This is a genomic window from Sandaracinaceae bacterium (assembly GCA_016706685.1).
Classification (GTDB): Bacteria; Myxococcota_A; Polyangia; order Polyangiales; family Houyiibacteriaceae; genus JADJJE01.
On the sequence record JADJJE010000057.1, the window covers coordinates 22,959 to 38,893 of the forward strand.

6 protein-coding genes are annotated in these 15,935 nt (G+C 71.1%); 2 read left to right on the forward strand and 4 right to left on the reverse strand.

Annotated elements, in window-relative coordinates; genetic code table 11:
- Positions 1-2: 2 nt before the first annotated feature.
- From IPI43_33545 to IPI43_33560, 4 genes are read right to left on the reverse strand one after another with little or no spacing between them, the layout of a single operon-like run.
- Positions 3-950 (reverse strand): glycosyltransferase family 2 protein, encoded by a 948-nt coding sequence (locus tag IPI43_33545; GenBank protein ID MBK7778987.1) that lies wholly within the window; start codon positions 948-950, stop codon positions 3-5.
- Positions 947-7,525 (reverse strand): KR domain-containing protein, encoded by a 6,579-nt coding sequence (locus tag IPI43_33550; protein ID MBK7778988.1) that lies wholly within the window; start codon positions 7,523-7,525, stop codon positions 947-949. Before IPI43_33550 ends, IPI43_33545 begins: the two co-directional genes overlap by 4 nt.
- Complete coding sequence (locus IPI43_33555) at positions 7,440-8,519, reverse strand: hypothetical protein (protein ID MBK7778989.1); 1,080 nt, start codon at positions 8,517-8,519, stop codon at positions 7,440-7,442. The genes IPI43_33550 and IPI43_33555 overlap by 86 nt, the downstream gene beginning before the upstream one ends.
- Before the next feature lie 10 nt (positions 8,520-8,529).
- Complete coding sequence (locus IPI43_33560; protein ID MBK7778990.1) at positions 8,530-9,879, reverse strand: undecaprenyl-phosphate glucose phosphotransferase; 1,350 nt, start codon at positions 9,877-9,879, stop codon at positions 8,530-8,532.
- A gap of 495 nt (positions 9,880-10,374) precedes the next feature.
- Between IPI43_33560 and IPI43_33565 the strand changes: the two genes are divergently transcribed.
- Complete coding sequence (locus IPI43_33565; protein MBK7778991.1) at positions 10,375-11,223, forward strand: SLBB domain-containing protein; 849 nt, start codon at positions 10,375-10,377, stop codon at positions 11,221-11,223.
- Positions 11,224-11,243: 20 nt separating this feature from the next.
- Complete coding sequence (locus IPI43_33570) at positions 11,244-15,929, forward strand: LLM class flavin-dependent oxidoreductase (protein MBK7778992.1); 4,686 nt, start codon at positions 11,244-11,246, stop codon at positions 15,927-15,929.
- Positions 15,930-15,935: the final 6 nt, after the last annotated feature.

Below are 15,935 nucleotides of genomic sequence, written 5' to 3' on the forward strand. Positions count from 1 at the left end.
CCCTACTGGGGGCGCTTGTCCACGAAGTTGTAGCGCGCGAAGTCCTGCAGGAAGTTCACGGGGTCTGGGTCGGGCTTTTTCTGCAGCCCCGCGCGCGCCTTGAAGGTGAGCAGCCCGGCGGCGTGCAGGACGTTCGCGGCCCACGTGTAGGCCGCACCGTGGTTCTTGGTGAAGTAGTGCCGGCGGCTGTCGAACCAATAGCGCGGCATGGGGCGGCTCTTGTTCTTCATGCCCGTGGACACGCTGCCGATGTGCGCCACGCGGCTCTCCATGACGTACCAGCACTCCCAGCCGGCGAGCAGCGCGCGACGGCACAGGTCCGTCTCTTCGAAGTACAGGAAGAACGTCTCGTCGAAGAGTCCGACCTCCTGCAGGAGCTCGCGGCGGAACATCATGGAGGCGCCGGCGAGCCAGTCCACGCGCTGTGTCTCGCTCGGCATGGGGTGGATGGGCACCTCGCGCTCGGGCAGCAGGCGCTTCAGCACGCCGAGACGGAAGCCGCTGAGCGCCTCGCTGGCCACGCTGGGGAAGCGGAAGGCCGTGAGGTGCGGGTCACCGTCGGGCCCGTGGATGAAGCTGCCTGCGATGCCGGCGCGCGGGTGCTGCTCGAGGAAGCGCACCAAGGCCTCGATGGCGTCCGGGGCAGGGAACGCGTCGGAGTTCAGGATGTAGAGAAACTCCGGCGGCTCGGGCTCGAGCAGCGCGGCCCGCAGCGCCACGTTGTTGCCGGCGCCGAAGCCCCCGTTGTGTCCGCTCTGCACCACGCGCACGTCGGGCCAGCCCGCCTCGGCCACGGCCGCGGTGAGGCGCTCGAACGAGCCGTCTTGCGAGTCGTTGTCCACCACGTCGATGCGGTGGTCGAGCGTGGTCAGCGCCGCACGCGCCGCGCGGATGGCGTCCAGCGTCATCTCGGCCGTCTTGTAGTTCAGGATCACGCACAGCAGCTTCATCGTGACCTCCGCTGCGCGGCCTCGGCCTGCTCCACCACCTCACGCAGCCGGCGCGCCAGCACGCGCACGTTGGGCTCGAGCACCATGGAGTCGTGGTCCCCCGGCACCTCGGCCACGGCCACCTCGCGCACAAAGGGCGTCCAGCCGTTGTCCTCGAACACATAGGAGCGCTCGTGGTTGATGCGCCGCCCCTCGCCGAGATCGTAGGCCACGGGCAGCTTGGGCCGGAAGAGGTGCACCACCGCGTGCTTCCGCTCCACCACCACGTAGCGCTCGAGCGCGCGCCGGAAGGCCTGCTCGATGGCCTCGTCGTGGAACTTCTCGGGCGTGCTGTCGGGGGCCGCGTTCTCGAAGCGGCGACGCAGGCGACCCAGCTCCCAGGAGGCGCGGCGCTCGGCCCACTCGGCCACGTAGGCGGGCCCCTTCGAGCGCAGCTCGGTGCGCTGGATCAGCACGCGGTCGCGCAGGCTGAGGTCCGCTGGCGGCATCGGCACGGGCGTGTCCAGCATGACCAGCAGGGCCACCTCTTCGCCACGCGCTTCCAGCTGCCGGGCGATCTCGTAGGCCGTGATGCCGCCGCCCGAGAAGCCACCCAGGAAATAGGGCCCACGCGGCTGCACCGTCTGCAGCTCCGCGATGTACTCGGAGGCCATCTCCTCGAAGGACTCGTGCGGCGCCTGCTCGCCGTATAGGCCGCGAGCCTGCAGCCCATAGAAACGCCGGTCGGTGCCCACCAGGTGCGCCAGGTGCCGCAGGTTGAGCACGTTGCCGAACATGCCGGCCACCAGGAAGAAGGGCGTCTTGGGCCCGCCGTCGCCGGTGTGCATGGCCACGAGGTGGGTGTAGCGCGGACGCGTGGCCGCGCTCTGGGCGCTGGCGTCTGCGCCGCCCTCGGTGGCGGTCTCGGGGCCCAGGTGCTCGCGGAGCAACGCGGCGCAGCGCTCGATGGTGGGCGCCTCGAAGAGCACCGAGATGGGGAACTCCACGCGGTAGGCCGACTTGATCTTGGCGAAGAGCCGCACCGCCAGCAGCGAGTGCCCGCCCAGGTCGAAGAAGCTGTCCTGCACGCCCACCTGGTCCACGCCCAGCAGCTCTTGCCAGAAGCCCACCAGCGTCTTCTCCACCTCGTCGCGCGGGGCCAGGTAGTCCACGTTCAGGTCCGGGCGCGCCAGCTCGAGGCCGGCTGCAGGGCTGCGCGTGCGCTCACCCGCGGCGCTCTGTTGCACCAGCGTGGGCAGGTCCATGGAGCTCACGAACACCTGTGCCAGGCCTGCCGGGTTCTTGGACGAGAGCTGCTGCAGCACGCGGCCGAGCGCGTCCTGGCCCTCGACCGTGCGAATGCCCTGCGCCAAGAGCCGGTCGCGCAACGCCTCGCCCGGGGAGGGCGCGTGATCGTCGCTCGGGTCGTCGTGAAAGGTGACGTCCGTGGGTGCCACGCGCGCGCCGAGGGCGAAGTCCGGGCCACCGCTCATGCGCCGCAGGCCGAGGCGCTCCACCTCCACGAGCACGCGGCCGCTCGGGTCCATGAGCGTCACGTCGAAGAACACGAACTCCGCGTCGGCGTGGTTCACCACCGGCGTGCGAACCCAGCTCAGCAGCTGCGGCGTGAGGTCGTGGTAGACGCGGGCGCGCTCGTAGGACACGGGCACGTAGAGCGTGCTGCTGTCGTATCCCTCGATGAGCCCCATGGCCCAGCCGGTGGCGATGTCGAGCAGCGCCGGGTGCAGCCCGAGGCTCTGCACTTCGGCCGCGAACGCGGGCGGCAGGGCCAAGCGGGCGAGCCCCTCGGTGGGCCCGAAGCGAGCCTCGCGCAGCACGCGCCAGCGCGGGCCGAAGCGCAGGTGCGCCTCTTGTGCCGTGCGCAGGCCGGCCTCGTCGGGGCCCACGTGGGAGATGTTGCAGCGCGCGTCGATGGCTGCGATCTGCGCGGGCTCGAGCGCCGCCGGCGCGGCGTCCAGCTGGAGCGCCAGGTGCGCCTGGGCGATCAGCACCGTGCCCGCGCGGCCGCCCACCTGCACCTGCCCGCGCACCTCGAAACGATAGCCACGCGCCGTGGGGCGCAGCTTCACGAACAGCTCGCGGGCCTCCCCGTCGGCCACCGCAAAGGGCCGCACGAAGAAGAGGTCTTCCAGCTCGAAGGCGCCCAGCTCGCCGTAGGCGCGCAGCGCGGCGCGCGCGAGCTCGAGATAGCCGGTGCCGGGGATCAGCGCGTGACCCGCGAGCGTGCGGTGGCCGTCCAGGATCCAGTGCTGCGCCGACGACAGCGTGCCGCGCAGGCTGGACTCGCCGCGGCCGTCGCTGACGCGCGCGCTCAGCCACGGGTGGCTGGGCTGCTGTCCCACGGGCTCGCCCACGCGCGCATGGGCGCGCAGACGTGCGGGCTCGGCCGCCATGCCCACGTCGGCCCAGATGCCCCAGTGCAGCGACGTGACCGGGAAGCCGGCCGCCCGCTGGCCCTCGGCGAAGGCATCCAGGAACGCGTTGGCGGCCACGTAGTCCACCTGCCCCGCGGGCGCCGTGACCGTGGAGGTGGAGCTGAACAGCAGCGTGAAGTCGAGCCCGCTGCCGGCCGTGAGCTCGTGCAGGATGCGCGTGCCCTGGATCTTGGGCGCGAACACCTGCTCCACGCTCTCGAGCGTCTTCAGGGCGATGAGGTCGTCGTCCAGCTCGCCGGCCGTGTGGAACACGCCGTGCAACGCACCGAAGCGCGCCTGCAGCGACTGGAGCGCCGCCTGCATCTCGTCCCGGTTGGTCACGTCGGCCGTGAGCACCAGCACCTCGGCGCCGCTCGCCTCGAGGTCGAGCACGCGCTGCATGCGCTGGCTCACGCGGTCGCCCGCGCCGTGCTGGGCGATCCACGCTGGCCACTGATCACGCGCGGGCAACGGCGTGCGGCCCAGCAGCGCGAGGCGCGCGTGGCAGGTGCGCCCGAGGTAGTCCGCCACCGTGAGGCCCAGGCCCCCGAGGCCACCGGTGATCAGGTAGACGCCGCGCTCGCGCAACGTCTCGGGCTTGGGCAGGCTGCCCTCGCTCGCCACCCCCTCGAGGGCATCGAGAGGCCGAGGGGCCAGCACCTGCGTGAGCCTGCGCTCACCGCGCAGCGCCACCACTTCGTCACCCGGAGCGGCGGTCACTTCGTCCAGCAGGCGCGTGACCAGCGCGTCCAGCTCGCGCTCCACGCGCTTCTTGCCGCCGAACGGGTCCAGCAGGCCCGCGCGCAGCGAGCCGCCGAAGAGCTGAGTGCGCTGAGCCGGGAGCTGCACGTCCACGAGGCGGGCGCTGGCCCTCTCGAGCTCACGCGAAAGCACCTTCACGGGCCCCAGCACGGTGGCCTTCTGCGGGTCCGGCAGGGCCTCGTCGGCCACGCGCAGGAGGCCGTCGCCGATCACCGTGAGGTGCACGCCCGCCACGCTGGCTTCCACCAAGGCCTTGGCGAGGAAGAACAGGCTGAAGAAGCCGCGCTCCAAGTGGTGGTGGAACAGACTCGAGCCGGGGCGGAACGTCTGCTCGGCCTCCAGCAACCAAAGGTGCACCACGCGCTCCGGCGTGCGCCCGCGCTCCACCAGGTCGGCGATCAGCGAGGCATAGCCTTCGCGCCCGCGCTCCGGGCTGAGCGTGTACTCGTCGTTGCCGCGGTGGTGGAAGGCGTCGCCCTCGTAGACCGCGATCACGTGCTGGCCCGCGTCCACCAGGCGCTGGCGCAGGCGCTGCCCCACGCCGCCACGGTCCATGAACAGCAGGTAGGTGCGCGGCGTGCTCGGCGCGCTGCCCTCGAGCGGCACGTCGGCGAGTGACGGCTTCCAACGCGGCACGAAGCCCCAATCGCGCACATCGAGCAGCTTCTCGAGCGCCACCTCGCTGGGCGCCGAGGCCGGCAGGGCGGGCTCGATGAAGTAGCTCTTGTGGTCCCACGCGTAGGTGGGCAGCTCCACGCGCGAGCGCAGCTCCCCCGGCCACATGGGCGCCCAGTCGAGCGTCGCGCCGGTGGCCCACACACGGCCGAGGCACGTCACGAAGTAGGCCACGTCGGACACGGCCTCGTCCTTGTGGCGCACCGACGCCATGGCCTGGTGACCGCCTGCACGGAAGCCCGCATGCTGCCGGGCGAGCGAGCTGAGCGTGCGGCCCGGGCCCACCTCCAGCAGCACGCTCGGGCCACGCTGCAAGAGCGCGTCCACGTTGTCGGCAAAGCGCACGGCGCTGCGCAAGTGGCTGGCCCAGTAGGCCGGGTCGGTGGCCTCTTTGTCCGTGATCCACGTGCCGCTGCGGTTGGACAAGAACGGCACGCTGGGCGCGCGCAGCCGGATGCCGCGCAGGTAAGCGGTGAATCGCTCGAGGATCGGGTCCAGCAAGCGCGAGTGCGCCGCGACGGGAATCGCCAGGCGCTGCGTCTCCACGTCCTCACGCCCGGCCAGCTGGGCCTCGAGCGCCGTGATGGCGTCGGGGTCACCGGAGACCACGCACGCGTTCGGCCCGTTGACCACCGCCAGGTCGAGCGTGCTGGGCAGGAGCGCGCGCACGTCGGCCTCGGACAGGGTGATGGAGAGCATGGCCCCGGGGCGCGTCTCCATGAAGAGCTGCGCGCGCAGCATGACCAGCCCGAGGCAATCTTCGAGCGACATGACGCCGGCCAGGTGCGCGGCGGTGTTCTCGCCCACGCTGTGGCCGAGGTAGGCGCTGGGCGTGACGCCCCAGCTCTCGAACAAGCGCGCCATGGCCACGCTGGTCAGGAAGATGGCCGGCAGCTGCCGGTCCATGCGCGTGTTCAGCTGGGCGTCGGCTTCGGCCTCTTGGCCCAGCGCGGGGTACAGCAGCGGGCGCAGGTCGAGCGCGTGACGCTCCTGCAAGAGCGCGAGGCCGCGCTCCATGTGCTCGCGGAACACGGGCTCGTGCTCGAACAGGTCCACGGTCATGCGCGCGTACTGCGCCCCGCCACCCGGCAGCAGGAAGGCCACGTGCGGGGCGCCGCTCTCGGTCTTGCCGCGCAGCACGCTGTGCGTGAACACGCGCTGCGGGTCGTTGGTGCGCAGCAGCTCGGCCGCCTCGGTGAGCGTGGAAGCGGCCACCACGCGCCGCTCGGCAAACTCGCGCCGCCCGTGGTGCAGCGTGAAGGCCACGTCGGCCAGTGACAGCTCGGGGTGGGCCGTGAGGTGGTCGGCCAGGCGCCGGCTCTGCGCGTCCAGGCTGCTGCGCGTGCGCGCCGACAGCGTGAGCAGCTGCACCACGCGTGTGGGCGGCTCGGCGTCCGGCATGCCCGGCGGCTCTTGCAGCACGATGTGCGCGTTGGTGCCGCCCACGCCCAGCGAGTTCACGGCGGCGCGGCGCGGGTGCGCAGCGGGCGCCGGCCACGCGCTCAGCTGGCTGGCCACGCGAAAGGGCGAGCTCGCGAAGTCGATGGCCGGGTTGGGCTTCTCGTAGCCGAGCGACGCCGGGATCTGCGCGTTGCGCAGCGCGAGCGACGCCTTGATGAGCCCGATGACGCCTGCCGCGGTGTCGAGGTGCCCGATGTTGGTCTTGATGGAGCCGATCTGGCAGAAGCCGCGCGCGTCGGTCTGCGTGCGGAAGCCCTGCGTGAGCGCCTCCACTTCAATCGGGTCGCCGAGCGCGGTGCCGGTGCCGTGGCACTCGATGTACTCGACGGTGCGGGCGTCCACGTTGGCCACGCCGAGGGCCTCCACCACGCAGGCCGCCTGCCCGTCCACGCTGGGCGCCAGGTAGTTCACCTTCTTGGCGCCGTCGTTGTTCACCGCCGTGCCGCGGATGACCGCGTGGATCATGTCGCCGTCGTCGAGCGCGTCGCCCAAGCGGCGCAGCACCACCACGCCCACGCCCGAGCCGAACACCGTGCCCTGCCCGCGGTGATCGAACGCGTGGCAGTGCCCGTCGGGCGAGAGCACCTCGCCCTCTTGGTAGACGTAGCCGCGGTTCTGCGGCAGCTCGATGGTGACGCCGCCCGCCAGCGCCATGTCGCACTCGCGCGCCAGCAGGCTCTGCACCGCCAGGTGCGTGGCCACCAGGGACGTGGAGCAGGCCGTCTGCACGTTGATGGACGGCCCCGCCAGGTCCAGCAGGTAGCTCACGCGCGTGGCCAGGAAGTCCTTGTCGTTGCCGGTGTGGCGCAGCAGGAACAGCCCCACGTCGCGCACCAGCTCGGCCTGCGAGCACACGTTCACGTAGAAGTAGCTGCCCATGCCGCAGCCCGCGAAGACGCCGATGGGGCCCTTGAAGCGCTCGGGCGGGTGCGCGGCGCTCTCGAGGGCCTCCCACGAGCACTCGAGGAAGTGCCTGTGCTGCGGGTCCATGATGGCGCTCTCCTTCGGGCTGAACCCGAAGAACTCCCCGTCGAACAGCGGCACCCCCGAGAGCGGCGCGGCGGCGCGCACGTAGCGCGGGTGGCGCAGCAGCTCGGGCTTCTCCCCGGCGGCGCGCAGCTCCTCGTCGGTGTACGTCCGGATGGACTCCACCCCGCCCACCAAGTTCTTCCACAGCTCAGCCGGCGTGCTCGCCCCCGGAACGCGTGCCGCCATCCCCACGATGGCGATGTCGCGCTCCATGACTTCGTATTCGTCGGACATGATTCAGTTCGGCTCCGGTGGGCTCAGCACGCCCGAGCGGGGATAGAGGCGGACGGCACGCGAGGCAATGCGAGCCAGCGCCTGCGCCGTGGCCAAAGGCACTACCACGGCCTGGCCATCTGGCGAGGGTCACCTCGCTGGTCGCTCGTTCGACATCGGCGCGGCTCAGCGTGCGCACCTGCACCAGCGCGATGAAGTAGTTGCCCAGGTCGGTGAGGTGCACGCCGTCGCGGAACAGCGCGCCTTCGTTGGGCACGCCCGGCACCTGCCCGGCGCGGATGGCGTCCACCAGCGCCGCGAGCGCCTGCCCACCCGGCACGATGTGCACCCCGAGAGGCGGCGCGCTCGCGTGCGCCACGGCGTGCTGGCGCTCGGCGCCGTCCACGATGTGCTCCCACTTGCCGAGGTCCGCATCCAGGTGCTCGCGCCAGCTCAGCCGGCTGGGCAGCAGCGGCAGGCCGCGCGCGTGGCGCGGCTCGCTGCGGTGGTGCCACGTCTCGTAGAAGAACAGGCGCGCGTCTGGCCGGTGCTCGCGGGCCAGCGCGTACCACCGCGCGGCGTGCGCGGAGGGCTCGCTCCAGCGCAGGTGGTCGTCCAGGTTCACCGCCTCGGTGAGCACCACCGTGTCGTAGCCGCCCGTGGCCAGCGCCTCGCGCGCCCGCACGCCCGTGGCGCGCTCCGCCTGGTTCCAGTTCACCTCGAGCGAGCCTCCGTCGATGAGCTGCACGTCGTAGCTGAAGTCCACGCCCACGCTCGCGGCCACGGCGCGCGCCATGGCCGGCATGTCCTGGTTCACCAGGCTGTGCCCCACGAACAGCACGCGCACACGCGGCAGCGGCGCGGCCGGCACGAAGCCCTCGATGCGCTGGCTGCGGCTGGGCGCGTCGGGGATGACCCAGAGCTTGTGAAGCCGTCGATGCACCGCCACCCCGAAGCCCGCCAACAGCGCGGAGCCCAGGGCCAGCAGCACCCCGATGGTCTTGCGGCGGCTCATGCGGCCCGCCTCACTTCGCGTTCTGATGCACCGCGCGACCGAAGATGGTCAGGAACACGATCTTGATGTCGAGGAAGAGGTTCCACCGGCGGATGTACTCGAGGTCGTGCTCGATGCGCTTTTCCATCTTCTCGAGCGTGTCGGTCTCGCCGCGCCAGCCGTTGACCTGCGCCCAGCCCGTGAGACCCGGCTTGACCTTGTGGCGCAGCATGTACCCGTAGATGTGCTTGCGGTAGGCCTCGTTGTGCGCGACGGCGTGCGGGCGCGGGCCCACCAGGCTCATGCTGCCCGTGACCACGTGGAACAGCTGCGGCAGCTCGTCCAGCGAGCTGCGGCGCAGGAACGCACCGAACGGCGTGATGCGGCTGTCGTTCGCGGTGGCCTGGCGCACGTTGGTGCCGTCTTCCGACACGGTCATGGAGCGGAACTTGTAGACGTCGATGACCTCGCCGTGGAGACCGTAGCGGCGCTGCTTGAAGAGCACCGGGCCCTTGCTGGTGAGCTTGATGCCAATGGCCACGATGGCCATGGGGATGGCCGCCACCAACACGGCCAGCGTGCCCAGCACGATGTCTTCGAAGCGCTTGAGCCAGCCCTCGGTGCCCATGAAGGGCGTCTCGAAGATGCTGACCACGGGGATCTCGCCGAGCGAGGTCCAGCGCGCGTGCAGCAGGTCGAACACGAAGAAGTCGGGGACCACGTAGACGCTGACGGTGGTGTCGGCCAGCTGCGCGATGAGCTTGTGGACGCGCGACTCGGCCCGCAACGGCAAGCACACGTAGACGAGGTCGAGGTCACCCAGCGTGGCGCGTGCGACCAGCTCGTCGAAGGTGCCCGCATAGCCACCCACTTCGGGCGCGATCTCGTGGCGGCGGTCCTCCTTGCGGTCGTCGTAGAAGCCCTCGAAGTGTAGGCCCAGGGACGGCGCGTCGTTGACGCTGCGCGCCACGCGCTCACCCAGCTGGGTCATGCCCACGATGGCGACGCGGCGCGTGCTGTGCCCGCGACGACGCGCCTCGTAGAGCCCCAGCCGCACCAACGAGCGCCAGACGCTCACGAGCATGGGCGCGCTGACCATCCAGCCGAACGACACGGCACGGCTGTAGCTGGCGGACTCCTTGAGCGCGAAGGCCAGCATGAGCAGCCCCGCGAAGACGATGAACCAGGCCAGCCACACGCGCTTGAGCTCGTGCACGAGCGGCACGCCACGGAACCCCTCGTACAGCCCGCACGCGTCGGCAGCGAACAGGAACAAGAGCGAGGCCGCGCCGGCGGCCAGCGTGTCGTGCACGTGCCACGGCTCGGGAGCGCTCAGGTCGGCGTACAGCGCCATGGTCAACCACAACGCGAGGACGATCATGGCGACGTCCAGCGCGCGCTGCACCAAGGTGAGCATCGAGTGGTAAGGTCGGATGATTCCGGTCTTGGTGTGGTCGAAGAGGGGCATAGGGGGCGTGGTAGGTCGAGAAACTACACCAGGGACTTTGGGTCAGACTCTCCGATCCGGCCACCAAATTCTTGCGCGCAGTGCAGAAACTTGACCATGAAGACGGAATCCATTCGGGGCGTACACGCCCCCCCATTTCGGCCGCATCATCCTTGTTTCTTCGTGCGAGATCGCCTGGGACACCTTGCCGTCGCGTCAATTCAGCGCTAGCAAGTTGCCGTGCCTACATCCCCGTATACCCGCCCACGTTATGCGATGCTGGCGCCCATTGTCGCCCTGCTCGCTTCCGGATGTGGGGGCAGTTCGCTACCGCGCCTTCCAACAATTCCATCGGACGTTGACGGATTCGTACAGGCGCCAGACGCGCTGACGGGGCTGGACGAAGATCCGCCGCGGGCACTCACGCTGATGCCCGGCGACGTGGTGAACCTCCAGATGATCAGCGGCACCGACTCGGCGGCCCTGGGCCTGACGGTAGATGAGCGTGGTGTGCTGCACGTGCCGCTCGCGGGCGACGTGGACGTGTCGGGGCTCTCGCTGACCGAGGCCGAGGCGCGCATCGAGACCGCGCTGCGGCCCTTCGACCAGACGGTGCGCGTCACCATCATCGTCGCCGAGCCCAACGGTCAGCGCGCCACGGTCGTCGGGGCGGTCACCACGCCGGGGCGCCACACGGTGGTGCCGGGCATGCGCCTAGCGGACCTCTTCGCGTTGGCGGGGGGTGGGCTCAGCACCGACGACGAGGAGGGCACCACCATTCCCATGTCCGACCTCGCGGGGGCGCGCCTGGTGCGATCCGGGCAGGTGCTGCCCGTCAGCTTGATGCTCGCCATCATGGGCAACCCACGCCACAACGTGCGCCTGCGACCCGGCGACCATCTCTACGTGCCGCCGGCCGTGCACTCGCTGGTGAGCGTGCTGGGCGAAGTGCACGCCGCGCGTGTGTTGCCGTTCCGGCCAGGGTTGCGCCTCACGCTCGCGCTGGCCTTCGCCGGCGGCCCCACGCGTGACGCGGACCACGCCGAGATCATCGTCGTGCGCGGCGACCACGCAGCGCCTCAGGTGTACGTGGCGCGCCTCGACGAGCTGCTGGACGGCGAGGGTCCGGATCCGCTGCTCGCGCCGGGTGACGTGGTGTACGTGGGCGCGACCGGGCTCTCGAAGTTGCGCGATGTGATGGCGGCCATCGCGCCGGTGGTCAGCGTGGCGGCCACCACTGGCCTCGGGGCCGCGGTGATCAGCACGTCGCCGCGCTGAGCGGTGCCGTGGGTGTAGTGATGTCGGAGACGAAGATGCAAGCGCAGAACCCCTTTCGCAGTGTGCTCATGGGCAACGGCACCCTCTTGGTGCAGTGCGCCGAGGCGTTGCTGGCGCGCGGCAACACCGTCATCGGCGTGGTCACCGAGAACCCCGAGATCGCCGGCTGGGCCGAGGGCCGCGGGCTGCGGGTGATTGCCCCCACCCCGCGCAAGACGCTGGCCCAGCGCATCGGCAGCGACCCGTTCGAGTGGCTGTTCAGCATCGCCAACCTGTCCATCATCCCGGCCGACGTGCTGGCGCTGTCGGCGCGCGGGGCCATCAACTTCCACGACGGCCCGCTGCCGCGCTACGCCGGCCTGAACGCGCCGGTGTGGGCGCTCGCCAACCGCGAGCCCACGCACGGCATCACGTTTCACCTCATCGAGGGGGGCGTGGACGAGGGCGACATCCTCGCGCAGCGCACGTTCGACCTCGCGCCCAACGAGACCTGCCTCACGCTGAACACGCGCTGCTACGAGGTGGCCATCGACGCGTTCGCCGACGTGGCGGACATGCTGGGCCGCTGGGAGCTGAACCGCACCAAGCAGGACCTCTCGCAGCGCACCTACTTCGCCAAGGACCTGCGTCCCGAGGCTGGCTGCACGCTCGACTTCACGCGCCCTGCGGCCGACGTGGCAGCGCTGGTGCGCGCGCTCGATCACGGGCGTTACCCGAACCCCGTGGGCACGCCGAAGGCCGTTCTCCCGAGCGGCGCATTGCTGCTGGGTGACGCGGTGGAGACGGGGGCCAGCTCGCTGCTCGCGCCGGGCGCCGTGGTGGCCGTGGACGAGGGTGGGCTCGAGGTGGCCACGGGGAGCGGCACGCTGCGTTTCTCGCAGGTGCGCTGCATCGAGGGTGGGCCCTTGTCGCTCGCGGCGCTCACCGCGCGTGGCGTCGCGCCGGGCTCGAGCTTGCTCACGGACCCGGCGCTGCGCACGCGGCTGTCGGAGCTGGACGCGTGGCTCGCGCCGCACGAGGCCTTCTGGACCAAGCGCCTGCTGGCGAGCGCGCCCACGCCCATGCCCGGCGCGGTGCTCGAGGGTGCGGGTGACGCGCTTGCTGGTGGCCTGCTGTCGCGTGTGAGCGTGTCGTTCACGGGCGACTCCGCCAAGAGCGAGGCCCTGCTGGCCGGCCTGAGCGCGCTCTTGCTGCGGCTCGGCAGCGCGCCCGAGGTGGAGCTGGGCCACCGTCACGCTGGGCTCGACCGCGTGGTGAACGCGGCGTCGGTGTATGCCACGCGCGTGCCGCTCGTGGTGGACGTGGCTCGCCCGCTGCCCTTCGCGCAGCTGGTGGAGCGCGCCCGTGAGGCCCTCGCCACCGCCGAGCGCCGCGGCACCTTCCCGCGTGATCTCGCCGCGCGTCAGCCGGGGCTCACGCTCCCCACGTGGCCGGTGGTGTTCGACACGCTGCCTACGCTCGCGGGGCTGAACCCGTACGTGCTGCCCGAGGGTGCCGCGCTCGCCGTGCTGACCGACGGCCACGAGGCGCGCCTGCTGTTCCACCCCGAGCGTCTCTCGCCGGCCCTGGCCGAGCGCTTTGCCGGCCAGCTGGAGGTGCTGCTGAGCGCCGCCCTGCGCGACCCGCAGCAGAGCGTGGGCAAGCTGCCGCTCATCACCGAGCGCGAGCGCCAGCAGCTGCTCACCGAGTGGAACCCGCGCGACACGGACTACCCGCGCGAGCTGGGCGTGCACCAGCTGTTCGAGCTGCAGGTGCAGCGCACGCCGGACGCCATCGCGCTGGTGCACCGCGGCACGCGCCTGACGTATGCCGAGCTCGACCGGCGGAGCAACCGGCTGGCTGCGCACCTGCGCGCTCTCGGCATTGGCGCGGACGCCCCCGTGGGCCTCTACACCGACCGCAGCGTGGACCTGGTCATCGGCGCGCTGGGCATCTTGAAGGCGGGCGGCGCCTACCTGCCGCTCGACCCCACGTATCCCCCCGACCGCGTGGCCTTCATGCTGCAAGACAGCGGCGCCGCGCGGGTGCTCACGCAGCGCGCGCTGCTGGGCCAGCTGCCCGCCACCGGCGCGCAGGCGCTGTGCCTCGACGACTGCCCAGAGCTGCTGGGCTGCTCCGACGCGGCGCTCCCACAGGGCGACTTCCGCTCCTCGCAGCTCGCCTACCTGATCTACACCAGCGGCTCCACGGGCCTGCCCAAGGGTGTGATGGTGGAGCACCAGCAGGTGTCCAACTTCTTCGTGGGCATGGACGAGCGCATCCCGCACGCGCCCGGCAGCACGTGGCTGGCCGTCACCAGCCTGAGCTTCGACATCAGCGTGCTGGAGCTCTTCTACACCCTGGCGCGCGGCTTCCGCGTGGTGCTGGCCGGCGACGAAGACCGCGGGCTGGTCAGCGGCGGAGAGGTGTCGCGCAGCAGCGACCGCAAGATCGACTTCAGCCTGTTCTACTTCGCCTCGGACGAGGGCGAGAACGCCGCGGACAAGTACAAGCTGCTGCTGGACGGCGCACGCTTCGCGGACACGCACGGCTTCTCGGCCGTGTGGACGCCCGAGCGCCACTTCCACGCGTTCGGCGGGCTGTACCCGAACCCGGCGGTGGCCAGCGCCGCCATCGCGGCCGTGACCAAGAACATCCGCATTCGCGCCGGCAGCTGCGTGAGCCCGCTGCACCACCCCGTGCGCATCGCCGAGGAGTGGGGCCTGGTCGACAACCTCTCCAACGGGCGCGTGGACATCAGCTTCGCCGCGGGCTGGCAGCCCAACGACTTTCTTCTGCGCCCGCAGTCCTTCGGCCGCCAGAAGGACCAAATGGTCGAGGACATCGAGACCATTCAGCGCTTGTGGCGCGGCGAACACGTCACCTTCGAGGGTCCCATGGGCCCGGTGGCCGTGCGCTCGCTGCCGCGTCCCATTCAGCCCGAGCTGCCCTTCCTCATCACGGCGGCCGGCAACCCCGAGACCTTCGAGATGGCCGGGCGCATGGGCGGCGGCATCCTCACGCACCTCCTCGGCCAGAGCCTGGACGACGTGGCCAGCAAGATCCGCGTGTACCGCGAAGCCTGGAAGAAGGCCGGTCACCCGGGCGAGGGCTTCGTGGTGCTCATGCTGCACACCTTCATCGGCCACGACGACGCGGCCGTGAAGGAGCTGGTGCGCGGTCCCATGAAGGACTACCTGCGCAGCTCCATCGCGCTCATCCAGACGCACGCGTGGGCCTTCCCGGCGTTCAAGGCGGCGGCCGACAGCACCAAGTCCTTCGCGGACAACTTCGAGAACCTGTCGCCCGAGGACACCGAGGCGCTGCTGGACCACGCGTTCGAGCGCTACTACGAGACCAGCGCGCTGTTCGGCACGCCGCAGTCGGCGCGGCACATCGTGGAGGCCTGCCGCGGCGTGGGCGTGGACGAGCTGGGCTGCCTGATCGACTTCGGCATCGACTCGGCCACGGTCATGGCGCACCTGCCGCTGCTCGATCAGCTCCGGCGCGTGTCCAGCGACGAGGTGCAGGCGGTCGCAGCGGACGACTTCTCCATCGCGGCGCAGCTGGTGCGCGAGGGCGTCACGCACCTGCAGTGCACGCCGTCCATGGCGCGCATGCTGGTCACCAACGACGAGTCGCGCCGCGCGCTCGCGGGCGTGCAGCAGCTCATGATCGGCGGCGAGGCCCTGCCGCTCAGCCTGGTGAAGGAGCTGGGCGCCGCCACGCGCGCCACCATCACCAACATGTACGGCCCCACGGAGACCACCATCTGGTCGTCCACGTCGGCCGTGGATCCGGCGGGCAGCGCGGTCACCATCGGCAAGCCCATCTGCAACACGCAGCTCTACGTGCTGGACGAGGCGCTCGAGCTGGTGCCCCCCGGCATGGCGGGCGAGCTCTACATCGCGGGCGACGGCGTGACGCGCGGCTACTGGAAGCGCCCCGAGCTGACGGCCGAGCGCTTCGTGGCCGACCCGTTCTCGCAGCGCCCGGGCGCCCGCATGTACCGCACCGGCGACGAGGTTGCGTTCCGCGAGGACGGCGAGCTCCTGTTCCTGGGCCGCGTGGACAACCAGGTGAAGCTGCGCGGCTACCGCATCGAGCTGGGTGAGATCGAGGCGCGCCTCGAGGCGCACCCCTCGGTGAAGAACGCCGTGGTCATCGCGCGCGAGGACACACCGGGGGACAAGCGGCTGGTGGCCTACCTGCTGAGCGCGGCGCCGCTGGACGTCCCCACGCTCAAGGCGCACCTGGAAGAGCGCCTGCCCACGTTCATGGTGCCGGCGCACTTCGTGCGGCTCGACCGCTACCCGCTCACGCCCAACAAGAAGGTGGACCGCAAGGCGCTGCCGAAGCCGGAGCTCTCCACCCAGGCGCGCGCCGAGAAGGTGGCCACCACGGGCGAGACGCAGCGGCAGATCGCCGAGGTGTGGATGCGCCTGCTGGGGCTCCCCGACGTGGGCGCGCGCGACAACTTCTTCGACCTGGGCGGGCACTCGCTGCTGGCCGTGCAGGCGCACCGCGAGATCCGCGAGGTCACCGGCAAGCCGCTCACGGTGACCGACGTGTTCCGCTTCCCCACCATCGCGGCGCTGGCCGAGCACCTGGACGGTGGCAGCTCCGCCAACGAGGCGCTCTCGCGTGCCGCCGAGCGAGCCGCCGAGCGCACAGCAGCGCGTGGTACACCCAGCGAGGCGCCGCGGCGCGTCCTGAAGCGTCGTTGAGGAGGG

Excerpts from the sequence above, each read along its gene's own strand:
- IPI43_33565 (MBK7778991.1), top strand. The coding sequence starts at position 10,375 with ATGCCCGGCGACGTGGTGAACCTCCAGATGATCAGCGGCACCGACTCG.
- IPI43_33545 (MBK7778987.1), bottom strand. The coding sequence starts at position 950 with ATGAAGCTGCTGTGCGTGATCCTGAACTACAAGACGGCCGAGATGACG.
- IPI43_33560 (MBK7778990.1), bottom strand. The coding sequence starts at position 9,879 with ATGATCGTCCTCGCGTTGTGGTTGACCATGGCGCTGTACGCCGACCTG.
- IPI43_33570 (MBK7778992.1), top strand. The coding sequence starts at position 11,244 with ATGTCGGAGACGAAGATGCAAGCGCAGAACCCCTTTCGCAGTGTGCTC.
- IPI43_33555 (MBK7778989.1), bottom strand. The coding sequence starts at position 8,519 with ATGAGCCGCCGCAAGACCATCGGGGTGCTGCTGGCCCTGGGCTCCGCG.
- IPI43_33550 (MBK7778988.1), bottom strand. The coding sequence starts at position 7,525 with ATGTCCGACGAATACGAAGTCATGGAGCGCGACATCGCCATCGTGGGG.